Annotated in this window: 20 protein-coding genes; 8 read left to right on the forward strand and 12 right to left on the reverse strand. The window is 69.3% G+C overall.

The window, feature by feature from the left end; all coding sequences use genetic code 11:
* Window position 1: 1 nt before the first annotated feature.
* A complete protein-coding gene (locus GV015_RS02880) occupies window positions 2–1,747 on the forward strand; it encodes a stealth family protein (RefSeq protein WP_159876460.1) in 1,746 nt (581 codons plus the stop codon).
* Window positions 1,748–1,927: 180 nt separating this feature from the next.
* On the opposite strand, the gene GV015_RS02885 is transcribed toward GV015_RS02880, so the two are convergent.
* Together GV015_RS02885 and GV015_RS02890 are read right to left on the reverse strand one after the other, a co-directional pair.
* The gene (locus GV015_RS02885) at window positions 1,928–3,007 is read right to left on the reverse strand and encodes an SDR family oxidoreductase (protein WP_159876462.1); all 1,080 of its coding nucleotides are present in this window, start codon (window positions 3,005–3,007) and stop codon (window positions 1,928–1,930) included.
* A gap of 225 nt (window positions 3,008–3,232) precedes the next feature.
* Complete coding sequence (locus GV015_RS02890) at window positions 3,233–4,171, reverse strand: phosphodiesterase (RefSeq protein WP_229939153.1); 939 nt, start codon at window positions 4,169–4,171, stop codon at window positions 3,233–3,235.
* Between the two features lie 179 nt (window positions 4,172–4,350).
* On the opposite strand from GV015_RS02890, the gene GV015_RS02895 reads away from it, so the two are divergent.
* Entirely contained in the window at window positions 4,351–5,118 is a 768-nt protein-coding gene (locus GV015_RS02895; RefSeq protein WP_159876464.1) for a DUF1353 domain-containing protein, read from the forward strand.
* Window positions 5,119–5,212: 94 nt separating this feature from the next.
* Here the strand turns inward: GV015_RS02895 and GV015_RS02900 are convergent, their stop codons facing one another.
* Genes GV015_RS02900 through GV015_RS02920 form a run of 5 tightly spaced genes read right to left on the reverse strand, consistent with a single transcriptional unit; the run spans window position 5,213 to window position 10,367 of the window.
* Window positions 5,213–5,992, reverse strand: coding sequence for an ABC transporter ATP-binding protein (locus GV015_RS02900; protein WP_159876466.1), 780 nt, complete (start codon window positions 5,990–5,992; stop codon window positions 5,213–5,215).
* Window positions 5,989–6,810, reverse strand: coding sequence for an ABC transporter ATP-binding protein (locus tag GV015_RS02905; protein WP_159876468.1), 822 nt, complete (start codon window positions 6,808–6,810; stop codon window positions 5,989–5,991). The genes GV015_RS02900 and GV015_RS02905 overlap by 4 nt, the downstream gene beginning before the upstream one ends.
* Before the next feature lie 38 nt (window positions 6,811–6,848).
* Complete coding sequence (locus GV015_RS02910) at window positions 6,849–7,730, reverse strand: ABC transporter permease (protein WP_079704282.1); 882 nt, start codon at window positions 7,728–7,730, stop codon at window positions 6,849–6,851.
* Window positions 7,727–8,800 carry an ABC transporter permease gene (locus GV015_RS02915; protein ID WP_236555308.1) on the reverse strand — a complete coding sequence of 358 codons (1,074 nt, stop codon included), beginning with the start codon at window positions 8,798–8,800 and terminating at the stop codon, window positions 7,727–7,729. Before GV015_RS02915 ends, GV015_RS02910 begins: the two co-directional genes overlap by 4 nt.
* Window positions 8,784–10,367 carry an ABC transporter substrate-binding protein gene (locus tag GV015_RS02920; RefSeq protein WP_197977346.1) on the reverse strand — a complete coding sequence of 528 codons (1,584 nt, stop codon included), beginning with the start codon at window positions 10,365–10,367 and terminating at the stop codon, window positions 8,784–8,786. Before GV015_RS02920 ends, GV015_RS02915 begins: the two co-directional genes overlap by 17 nt.
* A gap of 174 nt (window positions 10,368–10,541) precedes the next feature.
* Between GV015_RS02920 and GV015_RS02925 the strand changes: the two genes are divergently transcribed.
* Complete coding sequence (locus tag GV015_RS02925) at window positions 10,542–11,102, forward strand: Lrp/AsnC family transcriptional regulator (RefSeq protein WP_079003723.1); 561 nt, start codon at window positions 10,542–10,544, stop codon at window positions 11,100–11,102.
* A 33-nt stretch (window positions 11,103–11,135) separates the two neighbouring features.
* Here GV015_RS02925 and GV015_RS02930 read toward each other — a convergent pair whose 3' ends face one another.
* A complete protein-coding gene (locus tag GV015_RS02930) occupies window positions 11,136–11,519 on the reverse strand; it encodes a hypothetical protein (RefSeq protein ID WP_201299337.1) in 384 nt (127 codons plus the stop codon).
* A 181-nt stretch (window positions 11,520–11,700) separates the two neighbouring features.
* Here GV015_RS02930 and GV015_RS02935 point away from each other — a divergent pair, with 181 nt between their 5' ends.
* Complete coding sequence (locus GV015_RS02935; RefSeq protein WP_079704284.1) at window positions 11,701–13,113, forward strand: aminopeptidase P family protein; 1,413 nt, start codon at window positions 11,701–11,703, stop codon at window positions 13,111–13,113.
* 131 nt (window positions 13,114–13,244) lie between these two features.
* Window positions 13,245–14,723 (forward strand): SulP family inorganic anion transporter, encoded by a 1,479-nt coding sequence (locus GV015_RS02940; RefSeq protein WP_159880040.1) that lies wholly within the window; start codon window positions 13,245–13,247, stop codon window positions 14,721–14,723.
* 21 nt (window positions 14,724–14,744) lie between these two features.
* Here GV015_RS02940 and GV015_RS02945 read toward each other — a convergent pair whose 3' ends face one another.
* The gene (locus GV015_RS02945; protein WP_274498837.1) at window positions 14,745–15,089 is read right to left on the reverse strand and encodes a type II toxin-antitoxin system PemK/MazF family toxin; all 345 of its coding nucleotides are present in this window, start codon (window positions 15,087–15,089) and stop codon (window positions 14,745–14,747) included.
* Window positions 15,086–15,343: a CopG family ribbon-helix-helix protein gene (locus GV015_RS02950; RefSeq protein ID WP_159876470.1), complete on the reverse strand. Its 258-nt coding sequence runs from the start codon at window positions 15,341–15,343 to the stop codon at window positions 15,086–15,088. Before GV015_RS02950 ends, GV015_RS02945 begins: the two co-directional genes overlap by 4 nt.
* Before the next feature lie 201 nt (window positions 15,344–15,544).
* Between GV015_RS02950 and GV015_RS02955 the strand changes: the two genes are divergently transcribed.
* Complete coding sequence (locus GV015_RS02955) at window positions 15,545–16,630, forward strand: NYN domain-containing protein (protein WP_079704288.1); 1,086 nt, start codon at window positions 15,545–15,547, stop codon at window positions 16,628–16,630.
* Window positions 16,631–16,721: 91 nt separating this feature from the next.
* Here GV015_RS02955 and GV015_RS02960 read toward each other — a convergent pair whose 3' ends face one another.
* Entirely contained in the window at window positions 16,722–18,005 is a 1,284-nt protein-coding gene (locus GV015_RS02960) for a M18 family aminopeptidase (RefSeq protein WP_159876473.1), read from the reverse strand.
* Window positions 18,006–18,068: 63 nt separating this feature from the next.
* Between GV015_RS02960 and GV015_RS02965 the strand changes: the two genes are divergently transcribed.
* Complete coding sequence (locus tag GV015_RS02965) at window positions 18,069–19,433, forward strand: LssY C-terminal domain-containing protein (RefSeq protein ID WP_236555309.1); 1,365 nt, start codon at window positions 18,069–18,071, stop codon at window positions 19,431–19,433.
* Window positions 19,430–19,927, forward strand: coding sequence for a DUF2809 domain-containing protein (locus GV015_RS02970; RefSeq protein ID WP_159876475.1), 498 nt, complete (start codon window positions 19,430–19,432; stop codon window positions 19,925–19,927). Before GV015_RS02965 ends, GV015_RS02970 begins: the two co-directional genes overlap by 4 nt.
* 8 nt (window positions 19,928–19,935) lie before the next feature.
* On the opposite strand, the gene GV015_RS02975 is transcribed toward GV015_RS02970, so the two are convergent.
* Entirely contained in the window at window positions 19,936–21,153 is a 1,218-nt protein-coding gene (locus GV015_RS02975; RefSeq protein WP_159876477.1) for a DUF429 domain-containing protein, read from the reverse strand.
* Between the last annotated feature and the right edge of the window lie 113 nt (window positions 21,154–21,266).

Raw genomic sequence — 21,266 nt, forward strand, 5'->3', positions numbered from 1 at the left:
GATGAACCCACTCCCCAGCAGACCAGAGGCGGACACGATCACGAACGAACTCGACGACCAGCGGCCAACCGTCGGCACTCAGGCACCGACGGCCTTCACCAGTACCGCGAAGGACCCGATTCCGCCGGAACTCCCGTTCACCACCTCCCCTGAGCTCGTCCTCGTGACCGGCGGCTCCCGATCGCAGCGATTCGACCGCCCCGACGTGGTGCAGCGCAAGGGCGTCTACACCCTCATCAACGGTCACCTGACCCCACAGCAGTCGATGGTGGAGGACCTGCTCGCCGTCGCCGACGTGCTCGACGCGGCCGAGATCGAGTACCTCCTCATCCGGGGCGAGCACGACCGCCCCGTCATCGTCGTCGACCGCTCCCTGCGCAAGCGCCTGCAGACCGCACTCGCGGAGGCGTTCGCCGACGAGCCCTTCTACAGCGTGCCGCTCAAAGCGCGCATGTCGACGGTGAAGCCGGCCGGCGATCCTCACCTCCTCTCCGACGGCCTGCTCACCGGCGCCCGCAAGGCCGAGGTGTTCCGGCTGTACCGGCCGCGCATCGAACCGCTCGGCCGCCTCCGCTACGGCATGGAGACCGCCCTGCAGCTCGAACTCTGGCGCTTCGGCGACGAGGAGATCACCGCTCCCGTGGAGAACGTCCTCATGCGGACGTACATGCCACGGACGGAGGCCGTCGAGACGACCGTCGAACGATACGGCCGCAGCTGGCGGACGCTCGAGCACATGTTCGGCGCGCTCGCGAGCGACGTCACCTTCGACATCGACCTCGTCTTCTCGTGGGTGGACGGCTCCTCCGAGGAGTTCCAGCGCGCCCGCGCCAAGCGGATGCAGAGCTACGTCGTCGGCGACGGCGACGACTCCGACGCCCGCTTCCGCCAGATCAACGAGCTCAAGTACGCCCTCCGCAGCGTGCACACCTTCGCCCCCTGGATCCGACGCATCTTCATCGCGACCGACTCCCCCGCGCCCGAATGGCTGGCGGAGCACCCGAAGGTCACCATCGTTCGCAGCGAGGAGTTCTTCGGCGACCTCGACGCCCTGCCGACGCACAACTCCATGGCCGTCGAGAGCCAGCTCCACCGCATCGAGGGGCTGTCGGAGCACTTCCTCTACTCCAACGACGACATGTTCCTCGGACGACCGATCAGTCCCGAACTGTTCTTCTCACCGGGCGGCATCAGCAAGTTCGTGGAGGCGACCACCCGCATCGGCCTCGGGGCGAACGACCCCTCGCGCAGCGGCTTCGAGAACGCGGCCCGCGTGAACCGTCGGCTCCTGCACGAGCGCTTCGGACGCGTCACCACCCGTCACCTCGAGCACTGCGCCGCGCCCCTCCGCCGGAGCATCATGGCGGAGATGGAGCAGGAGTTCGCGGAGGAGTTCCGCGCGACCTCCCACAGCGCCTTCCGCGCGGCCGACAACATCTCGGTGACGAACTCCTTCTACCACTACTACGGCCTCATGACGGGTCGCGCGGTGCAGCAGACCCAGGCGAAGGTCCGCTACATCGAGACGACGCTCAAGCAGTCGCTCGGGCAGATGGAGCGACTCCTCAAGCGACGCGACCAGGACATGTTCTGCCTGAACGACGGCAGCCGGCCGGAGATCTCGGTGGAGCAGCGCACCACCGCCGTGATCGACTTCCTCGAGCGGTACTTCCCGTTCCCGGCCCCGTGGGAGCGCGAGGCCGCCGTGCCGAACGCGCTCGAGATCGAGCCCGCCAAGCTCAGCTGACCGCCCTTCGACAGGCTCAGGGACCGGGACGGTCGCCGCCCTTCGACAGGCTCAGGGACCGGGATGGGTGCTCAGGGAGCGGAATCGGTCACTGAGCCGAACCCGGTCACTGAGCTTGTCGAAGTGCCGCCCTTCGACAAGCTCAGGGACCGGACGGGTGCTCAGGGACCGGCGGGCCGGTCAGGGGACGATGCGCTCTGCGCGGAGGCGGTCGAAGATCGCGGTGAAGGCGTCCAGCGTCCGCCGGTAGCCGGTGAAGCCGGCGAGTCGGCTCTTGCTCATGTCGGTGACGACTTCGATGTCCCGGCCGAGGTCGCCGTCGGTGTGCCACCACGACGCCACGCGGGAGAGATCGGCCTCGGCGAGACCGTGTTCGGCCGCCAGCTCGGCCCAGGTGCCCTCGACGCCCGCCATCTGCTGCTCGAGCGGACGCGGCTCGGTGTCGAAACCCTCCGGCTCGACGCCGAGGTGCGCAGCCAGTCGCGGCCACATCCAGCGCCAGCGGAAGACGTCGCCGTTGACGATGTTGAACGCCTCGTCCGCACCGGCCGGTGAGGTCGCAGCCCAGAGCATCTGCTCGGCGAGGAGTCCGGCGTCGGTCATGTCGGTGAGGCCGTTCCACTGGGTCTCGGAACCGGGGAACACGAACGGTCGGTCGAGCCGCTTGCAGAGCGCCGCCTGCACCGCGAGCGTGGACGCCATGTTCATCGCATTGCCGACCGCATGTCCGATCACGGTGTGGGAGCGGTGTACCGACCAGGTGAACCCTGCTCGCGCAGCCGCGGCGAAGAGCTCGTCCTCCTGCTCGTAGTAGAAGTTGGGCGTGTCGAGTCGGTCCTCGTCCTCGTGGAACGGGGTGTCGGGCATCTCGCCCGCCGCATAGGCCTCGAACGGGCCGAGGTAGTGCTTCAGGCCGGTGACCAGGGCGACGTGCTGAACGGGCTCGGCGGAGAGGGCTGCCAGCAGGTCGCGGACCATGCCGCCGTTGACCCGGATGTTCTCGGCCTCGGTTTCCTGACGTGACCAGGCGGTGAAGAACACGTGGGTGACGCCGGTGCCGCCGAGGGCGCGCGCGAGGTCGTCCGCGTCCCGGAGGTCGGCCGCGACGTGCTCGACCTGCGGGTGGGCCGCCGGCGCTCGGCGAGCGAGGGCGAGGATCCGCCAGCCACCGTCCTCGAGGAGCTGCGACACGATCGCGGAACCGGTGATGCCGCTGGCGCCGACGACGAGTGCGGTGCGGGGTGCTTCTGGGGAGGTCATCCGTACACGATAGGTGCGTCGGTCTGGGGAGGCTCCCGGAACGGCGGACCCGCCGGGCTGCGGCCCTTCGACAGGCTCAGGGACCGGAGAACGTGCAGCCCTTCGACAAGCTCAGGGACCGGAGAACGTGCAGCCCTTCGACAGGCTCAGGGAACCGGGGGAAGTTCAGGGACCGGGGGAAGCTCAGGGACCGGAGGGAAGTTCAGGGAGCGGGGAGGTGCCGCCCTAGACGAGGACGCCGATCGGCATCGTCAGCGGCGGCTCCGGCTGCACGGGCACCGTGTCGGACACGGGCAGCTCGATGCCGTCGCGAGCGAGCAGGCGCGCACTCTCCTCGGCGTCGATGTAATGCAGCGGCGGGGTCTCACCCAGCGGCACCACCGAGTGCAGGACCGTCTTGCCGTAGACGTGGACGAGGTTGAACGCCCGCGCGCCGTCGCGACCACGCGTCCCGCCGACGGGCACGTTGAGGTCCTGCGTGTAGCACGTGGCCGAGGCGACCGACACCGGGATGCCCGCGAAGGTCGCGGTCGACGAGTAGTGCAGGTGACCGGCGATGATGCTCCGGACGTCGGATCCCTCGAGCACTTCGGCGAGCTTCGCCTGATCGCGCAGCTCGACGCTCACGGCGAGGTCGAGCACGCTCGGGACGGGCGGGTGGTGCATCGCGAGGATCGTGCCGTGGGGCGCCTTCGTCGAGAGTTCCTCGGCGAGCCAGTCGAGCTGCTCGTCCGACACCTCACCGTGGTGGTGACCGGGCACGCTCGAGTCGAGGGTGATGACGCGGAGGCCGTTGACGTCGTAGACGCGGTCGACCGGGCGGGTGGTCGGCACCTCACCGAACAGCCCGGCCCGGAACGCCTGGCGGTCGTCGTGGTTGCCCATCACCCAGATGATCTGTGATCCGAGGCGCTCGGCGACCGGCTCGACGATGGAGCGGATGCGGTCGTACGCGTCGGGTTCGCCCTTGTCGGCGAGGTCGCCCGTGAAGACGATCGCTTCGGGCCGACCGCCGGACGCCTCGAACTCGGCGAACAGGTGACGCAGATGCGTCTCGCTGTCGACGCTGTCGTAGAGGCTCCCCCCGCCGGCGAGGAGGTGCGTGTCGCTCACATGGAGCAGGAAGTGATCGGGCCTCGGGTACTCGGCCGTGCGAAGACTCACGTGACAACTCTCGTTCGAGCGATGCTCTCCGAACCGCATCGCAGCTGTTTGACCATCTGACCAGACTCGGTTGAACGGCAACGGAACGCCACGCTACGACGCGGGAAACTCGTGAGCAAGGTCACGAGCCGACATCCAGGGGACTCACACCTGACGGTGGGCTGCGGGAGGATGTCCGCATGCCCTACCTCGACGACGATGAGCAGCCGCTGCAGCGGATCGATCTGGCGCAGATCCCCCCGACCGGACGCCGGTTCCGGCTCGAACGGCGGATCGGGTTCCAGGAGCACGCACCTGACGGTCCCGTCGTGTGGGCACCGGCGTCCGACGGCGGGCACGACGGCGACCGCACGGAGGGATGGACCGACCTCGCGTCCGTCCCGGGCGTCCTCTGGAGCTTCATCGGCAGCTACGGCCGACAGTCCGCGCCGGCCGTCGTGCACGACCACCGGGCACTCCTCGCGCTCGGGCTCCCGCCGGACCAGGCACTCGAGCAGCGGTTCGAGGACGACCGACAGTTCCGCGTCGGCCTCCGCCAGCAGCGGGTGCCGCTCCTCCGGGCCTGGCTCATGTGGGCGGTCGTGTCGGTCGAGCGATACGTCAGGCACGCTCCAGGCATCGCCGCCGTACTGATCGGGCAGTCGGTCCTCGGGGTCCTGGCCGTCTGGGTCGCGACGATCGGACTCGTCACGCCCGTGCTCGGCGCTCCGACGCCCGGGTGGCTCGGCCTCGCGATGGCACCCGCGGTCCTCGCCGTGTGCTGGCGGGAGGAACGGAGACTCCTCGTCTGGTTGCCGTACGCCGGTGCGCTCCTCGGGCCGCTCCTCCTCGTCCAGCTCGCGGCGGTCGGCGCGTTCCGCCTCCTCGAACTGCTCGTCCGGGAGACGATCGACCGCCCGTTCATCGACGACTCCCCCGGCCCGGTCGGCCCGCCGACCCTCCGCTGACCGGTTCCCTGACTCAGGAACGCCTCGGCGTGTCGAGCACGGGGGACCCGACACGCCGAGACGCTCCTGAGACAGGGACGGAGCAGGGGTCCGGCTAGGCGCCGGGGAGGGTGCCGAGTCCGTCGACGACCGGGATCGCCGCGAGGAGCCGCTGCGTGTAGGCGTCCTGTGGGTCGGACCAGACGCGGTCGACCGGACCGTGCTCGACGATGCGACCGGCGCTCATGACCGCCACGTCGTCCGCGATGACCCGCACGACGGACAGGTCGTGGCTGATGAACAGGAGCGCCGCGCCGGTCTCGACCGCGAGCTTCCGCATGAGCTTCGCCACCCGTGCCTGCAGGGAGGCGTCGAGCGACGCGATCGGCTCGTCACCGATGAGCAGCTCGGGGCCCGCCGCGATGGCCCGGGCGATCGCGATGCGCTGCCGCTGGCCGCCCGAGAACTGGTGCGGGTAGCGGGTGCGGCTGGCGGCGTCGAGTTCGACGTGCTCGAGCAGCTGACCGACGTCCCACGCGTCGCGCACCGGGTTGACCCGGAGGCCGTCCTCGATCTGACTCCCGACCGTGCGGCGCGGGTTCAGCGAGGCGTACGGGTTCTGGAAGACCATCTGGATCCGCAGCAGCTCCGGTGCGCGCTTCCGGAGACCCAGCTTGCCGATCGGCGTCCCGTTGAACGTGATCGCGCCACCCGAGGTCGGTTCCAGCCCGCAGACCGCTCGCGCGAGGGTCGACTTGCCGCAGCCCGACTCCCCCACCAGGCCGAGCACCTGTCGCGGCTCGAGGTCGAAGGTCACGCCGTCGACCGCGTTCAGCGTGCCGCGACCGGGCAGCTTGTACGTCACGTGGACGTCGTCGAGGTGCAGCAGCGTCATGACGCCGCCTCCGTTCCCGTGTCGGGCAGCGCGTCGATGAGCGCCTTGGTGTACTCGTGCTGCGGATCGGTGATGACCTGGTACCGGCTGCCGTGCTCGACGATCTCGCCGAGCCGCATGACCGCGATCGTGTCGGCGAGCGCCGACATCACTCCGAGGTCGTGGGTGACGAGGATGATCGCGATCCCGAGCTCGTCGCACAGCTTCCGCAGCAGGCGGAGGATGCCGGCCTGGACCGTGACGTCGAGGGCTGTCGTCGGTTCGTCGGCGATGAGCACCGAGGGCTCGCACATGAGCGCCGATGCGATCGCGATGCGCTGCAGCTGCCCGCCCGAGAACTGGTGCGGGTACTTGCGCAGCGCCGCCTCCGGGTTCGGGACGGCGACGAGGCCGAGCATCTCCAGCGCCCGCGCGTGGGCGGCCGCCTTCGAGGCTCCCGTGTGATGCCGGTAGTGGTCGACGAGCTGGGCCTCGACCGTGAGCATGGGGTGCAGGCTCGCGGTCGGGTCCTGGAAGATCATCGCGATCTCCGTGCCGCGGTACCGGTTCATGGTGCGCTGCTTGAGCCCGACGAGTTCGGTGCCGTCGAATCGGATGCTGCCGCCGAGGTCCGCGCCGGCCGGCAGGAGCCCGCAGATCGCGAGCCCGGTCATGGTCTTACCTGACCCCGACTCACCGGCCAGCCCCGTGATGCGACCGGCGGGGACCTCGAGGTCGATGCCGCGGAGGATCTGCTTGGCGGCGGCGCCGCGACCGAAGCCGAGCGTGAGCCCCTCGATGACGATCCCGCCACCGCTGCTGCCTGCTGACTGGGTCATGTCGCGTCCTTTCGGATCGGTCACTCCGTGCTCGCCGCTCACAGCGCGCGCCCCTGCACGGCTTCCTGCGACCGGGGGTCGAGGGCGTCGCGGAGGGCGTCGCCGAGGAAGTTGAAGGCGAGCACCACCGTGAGGATGGCGAGTCCAGGGAAGACCGCGATCCACCAGGAGGAGAAGTTCTGCACCCCGTCGGACACCATCGCGCCCCAGTCCGGCGTCGGCGGGACGGCACCGAGGCCGAGGAACGAGAGCCCCGACAGCAGCAGGATGGCCGTACCGACGTCGAGTGTGGCGAGCACGACGACCGGCGACACGACGTTCGGCAGGATGTCCTTGCCGAGCGAGGTGAACGGCCCATTGCCGAGCAGACGACCGGCGATGACGTACTCGGCACCCCTGGCTCCGATGACGAGTGAACGCGTCACTCGGGCGTACGCCGGCCACGACACGATGAGCATCGCGATGACGGCGTTCGTGAGGCTCGGGCCGAGCGCAGCCGCGATGACCATCGCGAGGATGATCGTCGGAAACGCGAACACGAGGTCCGCGATCCGCATGATGGTCTCGTCGAGGGCCTTGCCGAAGTAGCCGGCGATCGCCCCGAGCAGCGAACCGATGAGCATCGCGAAGATCACGAGCATGAGGGCGAGCGGGATCGAGACCTGCGCGCCGCTGACGACCCGGGACAGGACGTCGCGGCCCACCTGGTCGGTGCCGAACCAGTGGGCAGCACTCGGGGCCTGCAGGCGGTCGAAGTCCTGGGCGAGCGGGTCGAACGGCCGGATCCACGGCGCGAGCACCGCGACGAGCAGCCAGAAGAGCACGATGACACCACCCGCGACGGCGAGCGGGGTGCGCAGCTGCTTCGAGATGCGGAGGCGGCCCTTGCGCTTGGTCTGGACGGCGAGGACGTCGGTCATGCCACCCTCACTCTCGGGTCGATGAAGCCGTAGAGCACGTCGACCAGGAAGTTCAGGCCGATGTACACGAAGCCGACGATGAGCCCGACGCCCATGATCGCGGGCAGGTCGAGTTTGGTCGCCGCGGAGTACGCGTACTCGCCGAGGCCGTGCCACGAGTACACCTTCTCGACGAGGACCGTCCCGGACAGCAGCGACCCGAAGGCGACGCCGAGCACGGTGATGATGGGCACGAGTGCACCGCGGAGGACGTACCGGGTCACGACGACGTGGCCGGGAAGGCCCTTCGCCCGTGCTGCGCGCACGTAGTCGAGGTCGAGCACCTCGAGGATCGCCGACCGTGCGAACCGGGTGAGCAGACCGATCGTGTAGAGCGCCAGGACCGAGGCGGGCAGGATCAGGTGGGCGACGGCGTCGCCGAAGGTCGACCACTGGCCGGCGAGCAACGCGTCGATCGTGTACATCCCGGTGACCTTCGGCGGCGGGATCGCCGCGGGCGAGAGTCGCCCGGAGCCCGGGAACCAGTGCAGCTGGGAGAAGAACACGAAGTAGACGACGAGTGCCAGCCAGAACGACGGCACCGAGATGCCGATGAGGCTCACGACCCGGATGACCTGGTCGGTGATCGTCTTGCGTCGCAGCGCGGCCCACATGCCGAGACCGACGCCGATGATGATCGAGATGACGATGGCGGTGAGCGCCAGTTCGGCCGTGGCCGGGAAGGCGCGACCGAGTTCGTCCGCGACGGCGCCGCGGGTCTGCTGCGAGGTCCCGAGGTCACCCTGGAACAGGTTCGCGAGGTAGGTGACGTACTGGACGGGCAGTGGCTTGTCGAGGCCGGCGCTCTCGCGGAACTGCGCGACGATCGTCGGATCCGCTGCGGCCTGCTCACCGAGCGCCGCCTGCACGGGGTCCGCGGGGACGAGGTTGGTCAGCGTGAAGGTGACGAGCGTCACCCCGAACATCAGGAGGACCGTGAGTCCGAGCCGGATGCCGAGATAGCGCGCGAGCGGGTGGAGACCCGCTCGCGCGCTGGACGTCGTCGGTGCGACGCTACTTGATTCCGGCAAGATCGACGGTCCACGTCGGGTTCAGCGGAACCTCGGTGATCGTGGTCGCGGTGACCACGTTCTGCGCCGGCTGCAGGAGCGGGATGAACGGTCCGCTCGCGTTCTGCGCCTTCTGGAGGTCCTGGTACGCGGCGGCACGGGCGTCCGTGTCGGTCGCGGCGAGCGCCGCGTTCGCGAGGTCGGTCACGGTCGGGTCGGCGCCTGCCGGCCAGCCCGCGCGGAGGCCGACGAGCTCGCCCGGCGTGAACGCGAGGTAGTTCGACGGGTCCGGGAAGTCCGGGCCCCAGTACCAGAGACCCACGGTCTCCTTGCCGTCGCGGTAGGCGTCCAGCTCGGTGGCGACCGGAGCCGGGGCCAGCGTGATGGTGATGCCGACCGACTTCAGCTGCGCCTGGACCGACTCGGCGATGCTCTGGAGCGACAGCCCCTGCACCGTGATGTCGTTCGGGAAGTTCAGCGTGACGGCTTCGCCGGCGTAACCGGACTCCTTGAGCGCAGCCTTCGCTGCATCGGCGTCGAACTGGTTGCCGTCGGCGGCGTCGAGCGCACCGTTGAAGATCGAGGGGATGAAGCCACCGGGACGGACGGAACCGTCGCCGGCGAGGTCGACGATCTTGTCGTAGTCGATGCCGAGCTTGACGGCCTCGAGGAACTTCGGGTTGCTCGTGATGTCGCTGATCGCGGGGTCCTGGTTGAGCATGAGGAAGATCATGTAGCGCGAGGGGTTCGCGATGATCTTCACCTTCGAGTCGTCGAGCTCGGAGACCTGGTCGGGGTTCAGGTCGAGGGCGACCTGCGAGTCACCGGCCTCGACGTTGAGCTTCTGGGTCGGGCCCTGCACGTTGCGGAGGACGACGCGCTCGTACGCGGGCTTGGTCCCCGTGTATTCGGGGTTCGCCGTGAAGACGACCTGCGAGGCGGCGTCGAAGGACTCGAGCTTGTACGGGCCGGAGCCAGCGGAGGTGGTGTTGAGGAACGACTCGGCCGCGTCGTCGGCGGTCGCGCTGCCACCGTTCTCCTCGACGACCTTCTTGTTCACGACGCCGAGGGCCGGGTTCGGAAGGATGAACGGGAGGGCGGGGTTCGGCGTCGCCGAGGTGAGCGTGAGGGTCGTGTCCGAGGTCTTCTCGATCGTGACGCCGTCGAGCAGGAAGGACGGGTTGCCCTTCACGCCCTGGACGCGCTGCAGCGAGAACACCGCGTCGTCGACGGTCACGTCGGAGCCGTCGGAGAACTTCTTGCCGTCCTTCATCGTGAGGGTCATCACCGTGTTGTCGGCGTTCATCTCGTAGCTCGCGAGGCCGTCGACGGGGGCGGTGACGTCGTCGCCCTTGAACGTGAGGAGGGTCTCGTAGAGCGCCTTCGCGACGATCGAGCCGGTGGTCTCGTACTCGCGGTTCGGGTCGGCGGTCTTGAGGTCGAAGGACGCGTCGACGACGAGCGACTTGCCCGCACTGTCATCGGAGCCACCTGAGGGGGAGCAGGCGCTGAGCGCGAGGCCGGCGGCGAGGGCGAGGCCGAGGGCCGCCATGCCGCGCCGGCTCGTGCGGCTGAAGGATCGTGACAAGGTGGAGCTCCTTATCTGGTTGGAGGGATGAGCTGAAAGTAGTGCGATACGCGATCATTCGTCAATCCACAAGCCGTTACCAAAGAAGAATTGTCTCGATTTCGCGGCGAATCTGCCATATCCTCTCAATCGACCGCCAGGACCACCGCTGAATCTGGACGTTTGGAGCAATCGATGCAACTCGACGACACCCACATCCGCATGTTGGAGCTGCTCCGGGAGGACGGGCGGGCTTCGGTCGCCGCACTCGCGGAAGAGCTCGGGATCTCCCGCTCGAACGCCTACTCGCGCTACGAGGCGATGCTCCGCGCCGGCGTCCTGAAAGGGGTCCACGCGGAGATCGAGCCGGCCACGGTCGGGCTCGGTGTCGCGGCGATGGTCTTCATCACGCTGCGACAGAGCCAGTGGGCGGACTTCCGCGCGCGCCTGTCCTCGGTCCCTGAGCTCGAGTACTTCGCCGTCACGACCGGCGAGCACGACGCGATGATGCTGATCCGGGCCCCAGATGTGGCGGCGATCCACGAACTGGTCGCCACCCGGCTCGCACAGTGGCCGTCCATCAAGGCGACGACGACCGTCTTCCTCATGGACGAGGAGCGGTCGAACGTGTCGCTCCGCATGACGAGGTCCGAACGCACGAGCGTCGAGGACTCCGGCGAGCGCTTCGGCATGACCCGGTTCGTCCGAACGAGCGACGAGCGCGCCCAGCGGGTGCCGGAGCGACGCGGACGCTGACCCGCCGGCGGCGGCGTGCCGAACCTGACCGGTTCAGGCGGCGGCGATCTCCCGACAGACGCTGACGTGGGACTGGCCGTCCGGGCCGATGAAGTCCTCGGTGAGGATGAACGAGCCGTCCTCGGCGCGGGAGATGATCGAGCTCGCTTCGCCGCGCGTCGTCAGGTCGCCGGCACGGTTGCGGTGCACGAACGAGATGTCGATGCGTTCGCCGCTGCGCACCCCGCAGAACCGTCCGACGGAGACGGTGTCGCCGACGTATTCGCCCCACAGCACGCCGTGCGTCTCGTGGTAGACGAATCGCGTGGGTGCGTCGGCGTCGACGACGCTCGCGGACGACGACACCATGTCGAACACCTTCGCATCGAGGTTGAAATCGAGCGTGGCACTGGTGCCGGTGTCGGCGGTTCCTGTCATGCCGTCATTCTGCGGAGGCGTCCGAACAGGTGTCAACCTGCCGACGATCCGTCCATCCCGTCCATCACCTGAGCCGGTCAGACAGGACGAAACGCCGGATCTGACGACACCGACGAGATGTTCCGCTGGCTCCAGGCGTCGCAGCTTGACGGCGTCCACCGCGGGTGGCTTACTGATCTCCATGTGTCCAGACAGCCTGCAGTTCCGCGACCCCCGCACCCAGCCGCTCCCCCGGGACGACGCGTTCCGCGAGTACCTCGCGACGGGCTGGGGTGCGGTGGACCGCTCCGTCGACCTCGCCGAGGGTGCCGGCGCAGCCGCCGGGCGTCACCGCGACGTCGTCAGCGCGCAGTTCCCCGGCCGGTGGCTCGTGGTCACCGCGGGACGCGCCGTGACGCGCGCGAACGACACCGAGTTCCCGTTCCGGCCCGACAGCGACTTCGTGTGGCTCACCTCCTGTCAGGCGGAGGGCGCCGTCCTCGTCATGCGGCCGACCGCCGGTGGGCACGACGCGACGCTGTACCTCGCCGAGCCCGTCGGTCCCGGTGAGGAGGCGTTCTACGCCGACGCCATGCGCGGCGAGCTCTGGATCGGCCCGTCCGCCGGACTCCCCCAGTGGGCGGAGGCGCTCGGCATCGAGGTCCGCTCGCTCGAGGTGCTGGACGAGTCCCTCGCCCTCGTACCCGCCGACGCGCTCCGCGCAGGCGCCCCGGAGCCCAGGGTCGACGGTCGATTCGCGGCGTCGCGAGCGCTCCTCATCGCCCTGTCCGCCGCGAAGCTCGTCAAGGACGACTGGGAGATCGCGCAGCTCCGCGCCGCCGTGGACGCCACGGTCGGCGGGTTCCGCTCGGTCGTGCGCGAACTGCCCGCCGCCATCGAGTTCGGCGGAGAACGCTGGTTGCAGTCGACCTTCGAGCGCCACGCCCGCACCTTCGGCAACGGTGTCGGGTACTCGACGATCATCGGCAGCGGACCGCATGCTCCCACGCTGCACTGGACGCGCTGCGACGGTCCGGTCCTCCCCGAGCATCTCATCCTCATGGACGCCGGTGTCGAAGCCCGCTCGTTGTACACCGCCGACGTCACGAGGACCTTCCCGGCGAGCGGGTCCTACACCGCGGCCCAGCGCGAGGTCCACGACCACGTCGAGCGGGCCCACCGCGCCGCGATGTCGGAGGTGGGCCCCGGCCGGTCGTTCATCGACATGCGGAACACGGCCTACGAGCAGATCGCCACGAGCCTCCGCGAACTCGGCATCCTGCAGGTGTCGGTCGACGAGGCGATGTCGCCGAACGGCCAGCAGCACCGCCGCTACCTGCCGAGCGGCACCGGCCACCATCTCGGACTCGACGTGCACGACTGCGCCCGCATCGGCGACGAGCGGTACCTCGACGAGCCGTTGCAGCCGGGCGCCGTCCTGACGGTCGAACCCGGCCTCTACTTCCACGCGAACGACCTCACCGTGCCGCCGGAGCTGCGCGGTATCGGCGTCCGCATCGAGGACGACCTGCTCGTGACCGCCACCGGCCACGAGGTGCTCTCCGCAGCACTCCCGATCAGCGCGGACGGTCTCGAGGCCTGGTTGCGGAGCTGACCGACGGTTCACAATTCAGGACGGTCGTCGCATGTCGCGACGCGCCCCTGCGGCACCAGCAGCGACTCGCCCGGTGCGTCCTGCGTTGCGAACGAGCCTAGGCTTGCACGGTGAGTCAGCCCGACGCCCCCATGCGCACCGCCGTCCGCCCGAGCCCGGGCGTCATCGCGACCCTGCGGAACCCCAGGGCCTTCAGTGTCGAGATCCTCGCCGGGATCGTGACGACGCTGGCGCTCATCCCCGAGGTCATCTCCTTCTCGATCATCGCCGGCGTCGACCCGAAGGTCAGCCTCATCGCCTCCGTCGTGCTCGCCATCTCGATGTCGATCCTCGGCGGGCGTCCGGCGATGATCACGGCCGCCGCGGGAGCCGTCGCCCTCGTCGTCGCGCCGCTCGTCAAGGAACACGGCGTGGAGTACCTGCTCCCCGCCGTCATCCTCGCGGGCCTCATCCAGATCGTGTTCGGCGTCACCGGTCTCTCCCGGCTCATGCGGTTCATCCCCCGCTCGGTGATGATCGGGTTCGTCAACGCGCTCGGCATCCTCATCTTCGTCGCCCAGGTCCCCCACCTGCTCGGCGTCCCGTGGCTCGTCTACCCGCTGTTCGTCATCACGGTGCTGATCGTCCTGCTGCTCCCCAAGCTCACCACCACGGTGCCGGCGCCGCTCGTCGCCATCGTCGTCGTCACCGCGATCACGATGATCGCGCACGCCGCCGTGCCGACCGTCGGCGACCAGGGCGACGTCTCCGGCGGCCTCCCCGGCCTGACCGCGCTGCTCGTGCCGCTGAACCTCGAGACGCTCGGCATCATCTGGCCGACCGCGCTGAGCGTCGCGTTCGTGGGGCTCATGGAGACCCTCCTCACGGCGAAACTCGTCGACGACATCACCGACACGACCTCGTCGAAGGGGCGTGAGTCGTGGGCCCTCGGCGTCGCCAACATCCTGGCCGGTTGGTACGGCGGGATCGCCGGCTGCGCGATGATCGGTCAGACGGTCGTGAACGTCAAACTGGGCCGAGCTCGGACGAGGATCTCCACATTCGTCGCCGGCGTCTTCCTCCTGCTGCTCGTGACCGCGCTCAGCCCGGTGATGGCGCAGATCCCGATGGTCGCGCTGGCCGCCGTGATGATGATCGTCGCCATCAAGACCGTCGACTGGCACAGCGTGCGCCCGGCGACCCTGCGACGGATGCCGATCCCCGAGACGGTCGTGATGGTGGTGACCGTCTCGGTGGTCGTCATCACACACAACCTCGCGATCGGCGTCGCTGCAGGAGCCGTCCTCGCGATGGTGCTCTTCGCGCGGCGCGTGGCCCACGTGATCCGCGTCCGCCGGGTCCTCGCGGACGACGCCGCCTCCGTCCGCTACAGCGTCATCGGCCCCCTGTTCTTCGGCAGTAGCAACGACCTGGTCGAGCAGTTCGACTACGCCGCCGATCCTGCGGAAGTCGTCGTCGACTTCACCGCCTCGCAGATCTGGGACGCCTCGAGCGTCGCCGTCCTCGACGCCGTGCAGGAGAAGTACGCCGCACACGGCAAGCGGGTCGTGTTCACCGGACTCGACGAACGCAGCTCGGCGTTCCACGGAAAGCTCACCGGCCACCTCTGAGCCGATCGCTCCGGCACCGCCTCAGAGGTGCAGCACTCGCCGGAGCCCCGCGTCCAGGTCCAGTGACAGGGTGACGGGAACCCTTCCGGCGGCCGGACCGAGGTCGTCCTCATCGAGGGTGAGCAGCTGCGTGGTGTTCACGACCGAGTCCTTCGGCAGGCCGGAAGCCGTCGCAGGGAGGAACACGTTGCCCGGGAGCTCGGCGAGCGCCGTGTTCGACGTGACGACCGCGACGATCACGGTCCGGAGTGCGCTCCGCGTGTAGGCGTCATGTTGGACGACGACGACCGGGCGGCGGCCGGCGGGCGCACTCCCCCGTTCGCGAGGGCCGAGATCGACCCACCGGATGTCACCGCGGCGGATCACCAATCGTCTCCGGCAGTGAGTTCGGCAAGGCGGTCGCGTCCGGCCGCGGCGACGCCCCGTGCTTCCTCCGCTGAAGCGACTCCCGCACGCCGCAGCGCGGTGTCCACTGCGTCAGTGAGACCGGCGGCATCGGTCTCGTCGAGATACCGACTCGCCGCCGCCGCGAAGAATTCGGACCGGTTGACACCGAGCTCGGCGGCGCGAGCCTCGACGCGGGTGAACAGTTCATCAGGCAACGAGATGGCGGTCTTCACAGGTGAGAGTATAACCGGGTATAACTTGGGTTGCGACCCTGGGCTGAAGATGTCGACGGCGTGACTGGGCATGCGACCACGGTACGCAGCCCAGGTCGGTCACGGCCTGGCCGGCGCAGCAGCGGTGGAGAGGAGCCCCGCAAGCCGGGCTGTGGAGGACTGAAGTCGCCGATTCGCGGGCCACCAGAGGATGATGGAGTCATGGCAGAAACCGGAACGCCCAGAGTCGCGGTCTACATCGACTTCGACAACATCGTCATCTCGCGCTACAACCAGCTCTACGGGAAGGCGGCGTTCAGCCGGGATCGCGCGCGGTCCCACGTGCCCTCCGCCGCACCCGAAGGCGACGAGATCTCCGAGCGCCTGCAGGCCGCTCGCGTCGACGTGGGCGCCATCCTCGACTACACCTCGTCGTTCGGGAACATCGTCATCAGCCGTTCCTACGCCGACTGGTCCGAGCCGGTCAACTCCGCGTATCAGAAGGACCTCGTGGACCGCGCGGTCGACCTGACGCAGATGTTCCCCACGACGAAGGCGATGAAGAACGGTGCCGACATCCGCCTCGCCGTCGACGTCGTCGAGGACCTCTTCCGCCTCCCCGACCTCACGCACATCGTGATCGTCGCAGGCGACTCGGACTACATCTCCCTCGCGCAGCGCTGCCGACGCCTCGGACGCCACGTGATCGGGATCGGTGTCGCCGGTGCGACGAGTCGTGCGCTCATGGCGGCGTGTGACGAGTTCTCCGACTACGACGACATCCCCGGGATCGTCCGGCCGGTCGTCACGCGCACGCCCCGGACCCCTGCCGCCGTCGAGAGCACGGCGGAGGTCTCCCCGGAGGAGGCGCCGAAGTCCGCGCCCAAGTCCGGCGGGCGTCGTCGCGCCTCGTCCGGGTCCACGCCGACGGCCGAAGCGCCGGTCGCCCAGACACCTCCCCGCATCGGCGGCCTCTTCACTGAACCGGTCTTCAGCCACCGCGACGCCGACGACCTGGACGACACCGACGAGGAGACCGCGGACCCCTCCGGCCCCGACGCACAGCGTGCGGCGACCGAGCTCCTCGTGCGGGCGCTCCGCCTCGTGCACGCCAAGAACGACGACGAGGACTGGCTGCTGAACGCCGAGGTGAAGAACCAGATGATCCGCATGGATCCGGCGTTCAAGGAGAAGCCGCTCGGCTACCGCTCGTTCAGCGACTTCATCAACTCGCGCTCCGACCTCGTCGAGGTGAACCCGGACGCGAGCCCCGACGGACGTCGTCTGCGACTGCGCGAACTGGGCTGAGCCCGGTCCGGTAGCAGGAGATCAGCGCCGGAGCAGGACCGTCCGCCTTCGGGCGTCCTGCTCCCGCGCGGATCTCCTGCTGCGGCGCGGCTCAGGCGCCCCGGAAGAATGCCTGGACCGCTGCGCTCAGAGCGGTCGGATCGTCGATGTGGCACAGCTCGCGGGCGGAGTGCATCGACAGCAGCGGCGTCCCGACGTCGACCGTCCGGATGCCGAGCCGCGTCGCGGTGAGCGGGCCGATGGTCGAGCCGCACGGCACCGTGTTGTTCGACACGAAGTCCTGTGAGGCCACACCTGCGGCGGCGCAGCTCCGGGCCCACAGTGCGGCCCCGAGGGCGTCGGTGGCGTAACGCTGGTTCGCGTTGATCTTGAGCAGTGGCCCGCCACCGGCGATCGGACGGTTGGCCGGGTCGTGGCGCTCCGGGTAGTTCGGGTGGATCGCGTGGCCGGCGTCAGCTGACAGGCACCAGGAGGCCGCATAGGCCTGGAGCCGTTCGGACGTCGTCGCGCCCAGCGATGCGCCGATGCGGGTGAGGACGTCGTCGAGGAACGGACCGCTGGCACCGGACGTCGAGGCCGAACCGAGCTCCTCGTGGTCGAAGGCGGCGAAGACCGTGATGTGTCCGGCGTCGTCCGTCGCTCCCCCGTCGCTCGCGGCCAGCAACGCCGCGAGTCCCGCGTGGACCGAGGTCAGGTTGTCCATGCGTCCGGCGGCGAACAGCTGACCGTCGAGACCGAATCGCCGAGGCTCCTGGGTGTCGGCGACGAGCACGTCGTACCCGGCGATCGCGGTGGGGTCGACACCTGCGATCGTCGCCAGGTGCGCGAGCACGTCGGCGTGGGCGAGGTCGCCGACCCCGTACACCGGCTGCAGGTGGCGCTGGCGATCGAGGACGAGGCCGTCGTTGACACCTCGATCGAGGTGCACGGCGAGCTGCGGGATGCGCAGGAACGGGCCGGTCCGGACGAGGTGCACGGTGCCGTCGAGCGTCACCAGGCGTCCGGCGAGTTCGAGCTCGCGGTCGAGCCAGGAGTTGAGGAGCGGTCCCCCGTAGACCTCCACGCCGGCCTGCAGCCACCCGTGAGCGCCGGTCGTCGGCTTCGGCTTGAGTTTGAAGCTCGGCGAGTCGGTATGCGAGCCGAGGATGCGGAACGGCGTCGTGGCGTGGGCCTGCTCGGGCTGCACCCAGGCGATCACCGCGCCCTCGCGTTCGACGAAGAACCGGCCGGCGCCGCCGTCCCAGGACTCGGTCTCGAGCCGCCGGGTGAAGCCGGCCGCCGTGAGGCGCCGAGCACTCTCCGCGACCGCGTGATACGAGGTGGGCGAGGCGACGATGAAGTCGGCGAGGTCGGTGATGTGGGCGACGGAGTCCATCCCACCATCCTCCCACCACCCACGCACCCGGCACGTGGATGCACCAGGCCCTACCCTGGACGGGTGACGAAGACCCGCAGCGACCTCATCGGGCCCGCAAGCGGCCTGTCCGAGGATCGTCGCGGACGGATCGCACGCATCGTCGACGGTTGGTTCTTCGCCTTCGGCACGGCTGCGGCCGTCTTCCTGGCGTACGTGCTGCTCACCGAGGCGTTCGCGCGCGGGTGGGCCCAAGCCTGGTTCATCCTCGTCATCTACCTCGTCATCGCCTACCTCATCCTCCCCCGCCTGCACACCGTGCTGTCGCGCGTCTACCTGCCCGACTACTTCATCGGACGCACTCGCACGCGCGAGGGCATCCTCGGTGATCCCGTGAACCTCGGCCTCCGTGGTCGGGAGGAGCAGATCCACATGGCGATGCTCTCGGCGGGCTGGACGCTCGCCGACGACCTCGGCCTGCGCGCGAACCTGCGGATCGTGACCTCGACGCTGACCAGGCGCAGCTACTCCGAGGCACCCGTCTCGTCGCTCTACCTGTTCGGTCGCCCCCAGGCGTTCTGCTACCAGCAGGAGGTCGACGGCAGTCCCGGGAAGCGGCACCACGTCCGGTTCTGGCCGACCCCCGAGGGTTGGCTGCTCCCGGGCGGCTACCAGGCGGATTGGCTGGCCGCCGGGACGTACGACCGATCGGTCGGCATCAGCGTCTTCACCCTGCAGGTGACCCATCGGATCGCCGACGACGTCGACGACGAACGCGATCACATCGTCGCGTCGATCGCGGCCGCAGACCTCGGGGCGTCGACGTCCGTGATCGACAACTTCTCCACCGGCTACCACTCGCGGAACGGCGGAGGCGACGCGATCGTCACCGACGGCGACCTGCCGATCATCGATCTCAGCGCCGTGGTTGTGCCGCCGGCGGCGACCCTGCCGGCCGCCGACGCTCCCCCGACGCGCTCCCTCATCCGGGCCGGCGATCCGCGGCCTTTGGACACCACCGTCGGCGTGGTCCTCATGGTCGTCGCGGCGCTGTCCACCGTGCTCTCCGGCGCCCTCCTGGTCTCCGATTGGAAGCAGGTCATCTCGGAGGCCCGCGCGACAGCTGCGACGGCTGACGACGTCGTCCTCATCCCGTGGGTGGTCGGGGCCGTGCTGGCCCTGTCGGCCGTGGTGACGCTCTGCTACCTCGTCCTCGCCTGGCGGGTCCATCGGGGAGGCAATCTCGCGCGCCTGCTCGCCATGACCTTCAGCTCGACGTCCATCGCCACCCTCGCCGCGAGCTATGTCGCCGGCGCCGGCGGATTGACCCTGCAGACCAACCTGATCGGCTTCGCGGTCGACTGTTCCATCATCCTCGCCCTCTCCGGAACCGAGGCCCGTGACTGGGCCCGTGGGCGACAACGACGCACCCGGAGGACGAAAGCATGACCGACGCACCCGACCAGACGGACGAGGGGCCACGCCCCGCCACCTCGCTCAAGCGCGCGCTGCTCCTCGGCGCAGCCATCATCACGATCGTCGCCGGGCTGACGGTGCACTGGTCGGTGGCGGCAGCCTGGGCGAACCCCGTGACCAACGCGCTGTACACGGTCCTCGTCGCGCTCCTCCTGGCCTTCGCCGCCCCACGGCGTCCGCTGTGGCAGATCGCCCTCGGCGCGTTCGTCTTCTCGGCGGCGATCGAGTGCTTCCAGGCCACGGGCGTGCCGGCCGCACTCGCCGACCAGTGGCCGCCCTCGGCGCTCGTGCTCGGCACGACGTTCATCCCCACGGACTTCATCTCCTACGCCCTGGGCGCGGCGGCGTTCCTGTTCCTGTCGCTCGCCATGTCGCTGCTGATCCGCTGGGTTCGCAACGACATCCTCGAGCGACGCGCACGCGCGGACCGGGAGACACGGCGCCGATCGGGCTCAGGACCCGCCTGACGGGTGCCCTAGCCGCGAGTCGTCTCCCCGTACTGGACGTGCTCGAGGTCGAAGACGGCCTCCGCCAACGCCGACCTCGCCGCTTCGAACTCGACATCGTCGGGGTGGCCCACCACCCGTGCGTGCTCGAGGTGCCAGGTGGCACTGCGCAGGAGTTCGACGGTCGTCGGAGCGGGGGAGGGGGCTCGCGTCGAGGCCGCGGGTGACGCGTCGGCGTTCGCCGCTCCGCCGGGGACGAACTCGATCGTGTTCGATTCCGCCGGGGCGTCGTCCTGGGCGTATTCCTTCTTCTTCATATGTCCTTCGTCGAGATCGTGGTCTGTTGTGGTTTGCAGGGATATCGGCCCCCTGAGTGGCGCGAATGCCCGTTGTGGGGCTGAACCGTTATATGCCGAGAAAGGAATATCCGGTTTGGAGCGCTGCTCGGGCCGCGCCATGGCGAGGAGCGTGGGGACACGCCCCCGGTCGTCCGGAGCATCCGAGGCGCCGAGGACCTGGAACCGTTCGAGCCCCCAGCGGGACCAGGCGGATGCCGTCCACGCGCAGATGGCCGCGTCGATGAGGTCCTCACGGTGCTTGTGTGCCGATTCCTTCAGCGGCGAGGGTTCCGCGATGAGGAGCGCCGTCACCGGGTGTGTGTCGAGGTCGAGTGGCGGAGTCGCCGAGGTCAGCGCCTGCAGGCGCGAGACGAGGTCGTCACAGACCTCCGCACGGCGTCGCCGTCGCTCGGCGACAGGGAGACCGGGGTCGAGTCGTTTGTAGCGGGGCCGCGCATCCGGGTACCCGAACTCCTCGGCACCCACCAACGTGGTGTGGGGATAGGCCTCGAAGAACAGGACGGCATCCGCGGCGGGCGTGCTCAGTCCGTCGAAATACTGGAACCCAGCCGCCTCCAGCGCCCTGAAGAGCGCGACACCACCGAGCGCCGGCAGGCCGAGGTTCGACGGATAGGCCGAAACCTGCCAGCGCCCGTACCGCTGTCCGACCTCACGTTCACAGAGACGCATGCCGGTCTGGTTCTGGACGAGCAGTGGGGCGTCGACCGCGATCACGGAGCCCGGTGATGCGGTGTCGACGAGCCAGGCGACGACGGCGTCGATCCCCACGGCCCACCCGGCCTCGATGACCGCCCCGGTCTCGTCGATGCACACCAGTCCCGACTCGTTCGCCGCGCGGGAGCCGGTCCCCTCGCCCCAGGCGAGGTCGACTCCGAGAAAGCGGGTCACGAGCGGTTCCTTCCGGTGGTCGCGGCGAGGCACCGCCTCCCGAGCCTACTGGCCAGACGTCGACCACTCCTCGGGTCCGGCTGCGGGCCGGAGGTGAGGAGTCGTCGAGCGTC

This window comes from Plantibacter sp. T3, from assembly GCF_902506515.1.
GTDB classification, from domain to species: domain Bacteria; phylum Actinomycetota; class Actinomycetes; order Actinomycetales; family Microbacteriaceae; genus Plantibacter; species Plantibacter auratus.

What these genes read in the sequence shown, in the direction of transcription:
- GV015_RS02880 (WP_159876460.1), top strand. Translation starts at nt 2, where the DNA reads ATGAACCCACTCCCCAGCAGACCAGAGGCGGACACGATCACGAACGAA.
- GV015_RS02885 (WP_159876462.1), bottom strand. Translation starts at nt 3,007, where the DNA reads ATGACCTCCCCAGAAGCACCCCGCACCGCACTCGTCGTCGGCGCCAGC.
- GV015_RS02895 (WP_159876464.1), top strand. Translation starts at nt 4,351, where the DNA reads ATGCCCTACCTCGACGACGATGAGCAGCCGCTGCAGCGGATCGATCTG.
- GV015_RS02900 (WP_159876466.1), bottom strand. Translation starts at nt 5,992, where the DNA reads ATGACGCTGCTGCACCTCGACGACGTCCACGTGACGTACAAGCTGCCC.
- GV015_RS02905 (WP_159876468.1), bottom strand. Translation starts at nt 6,810, where the DNA reads ATGACCCAGTCAGCAGGCAGCAGCGGTGGCGGGATCGTCATCGAGGGG.
- GV015_RS02910 (WP_079704282.1), bottom strand. Translation starts at nt 7,730, where the DNA reads ATGACCGACGTCCTCGCCGTCCAGACCAAGCGCAAGGGCCGCCTCCGC.
- GV015_RS02925 (WP_079003723.1), top strand. Translation starts at nt 10,542, where the DNA reads ATGCAACTCGACGACACCCACATCCGCATGTTGGAGCTGCTCCGGGAG.
- GV015_RS02930 (WP_201299337.1), bottom strand. Translation starts at nt 11,519, where the DNA reads ATGACAGGAACCGCCGACACCGGCACCAGTGCCACGCTCGATTTCAAC.
- GV015_RS02935 (WP_079704284.1), top strand. Translation starts at nt 11,701, where the DNA reads ATGTGTCCAGACAGCCTGCAGTTCCGCGACCCCCGCACCCAGCCGCTC.
- GV015_RS02940 (WP_159880040.1), top strand. Translation starts at nt 13,245, where the DNA reads ATGCGCACCGCCGTCCGCCCGAGCCCGGGCGTCATCGCGACCCTGCGG.
- GV015_RS02955 (WP_079704288.1), top strand. Translation starts at nt 15,545, where the DNA reads ATGGCAGAAACCGGAACGCCCAGAGTCGCGGTCTACATCGACTTCGAC.
- GV015_RS02960 (WP_159876473.1), bottom strand. Translation starts at nt 18,005, where the DNA reads ATGGACTCCGTCGCCCACATCACCGACCTCGCCGACTTCATCGTCGCC.
- GV015_RS02970 (WP_159876475.1), top strand. Translation starts at nt 19,430, where the DNA reads ATGACCGACGCACCCGACCAGACGGACGAGGGGCCACGCCCCGCCACC.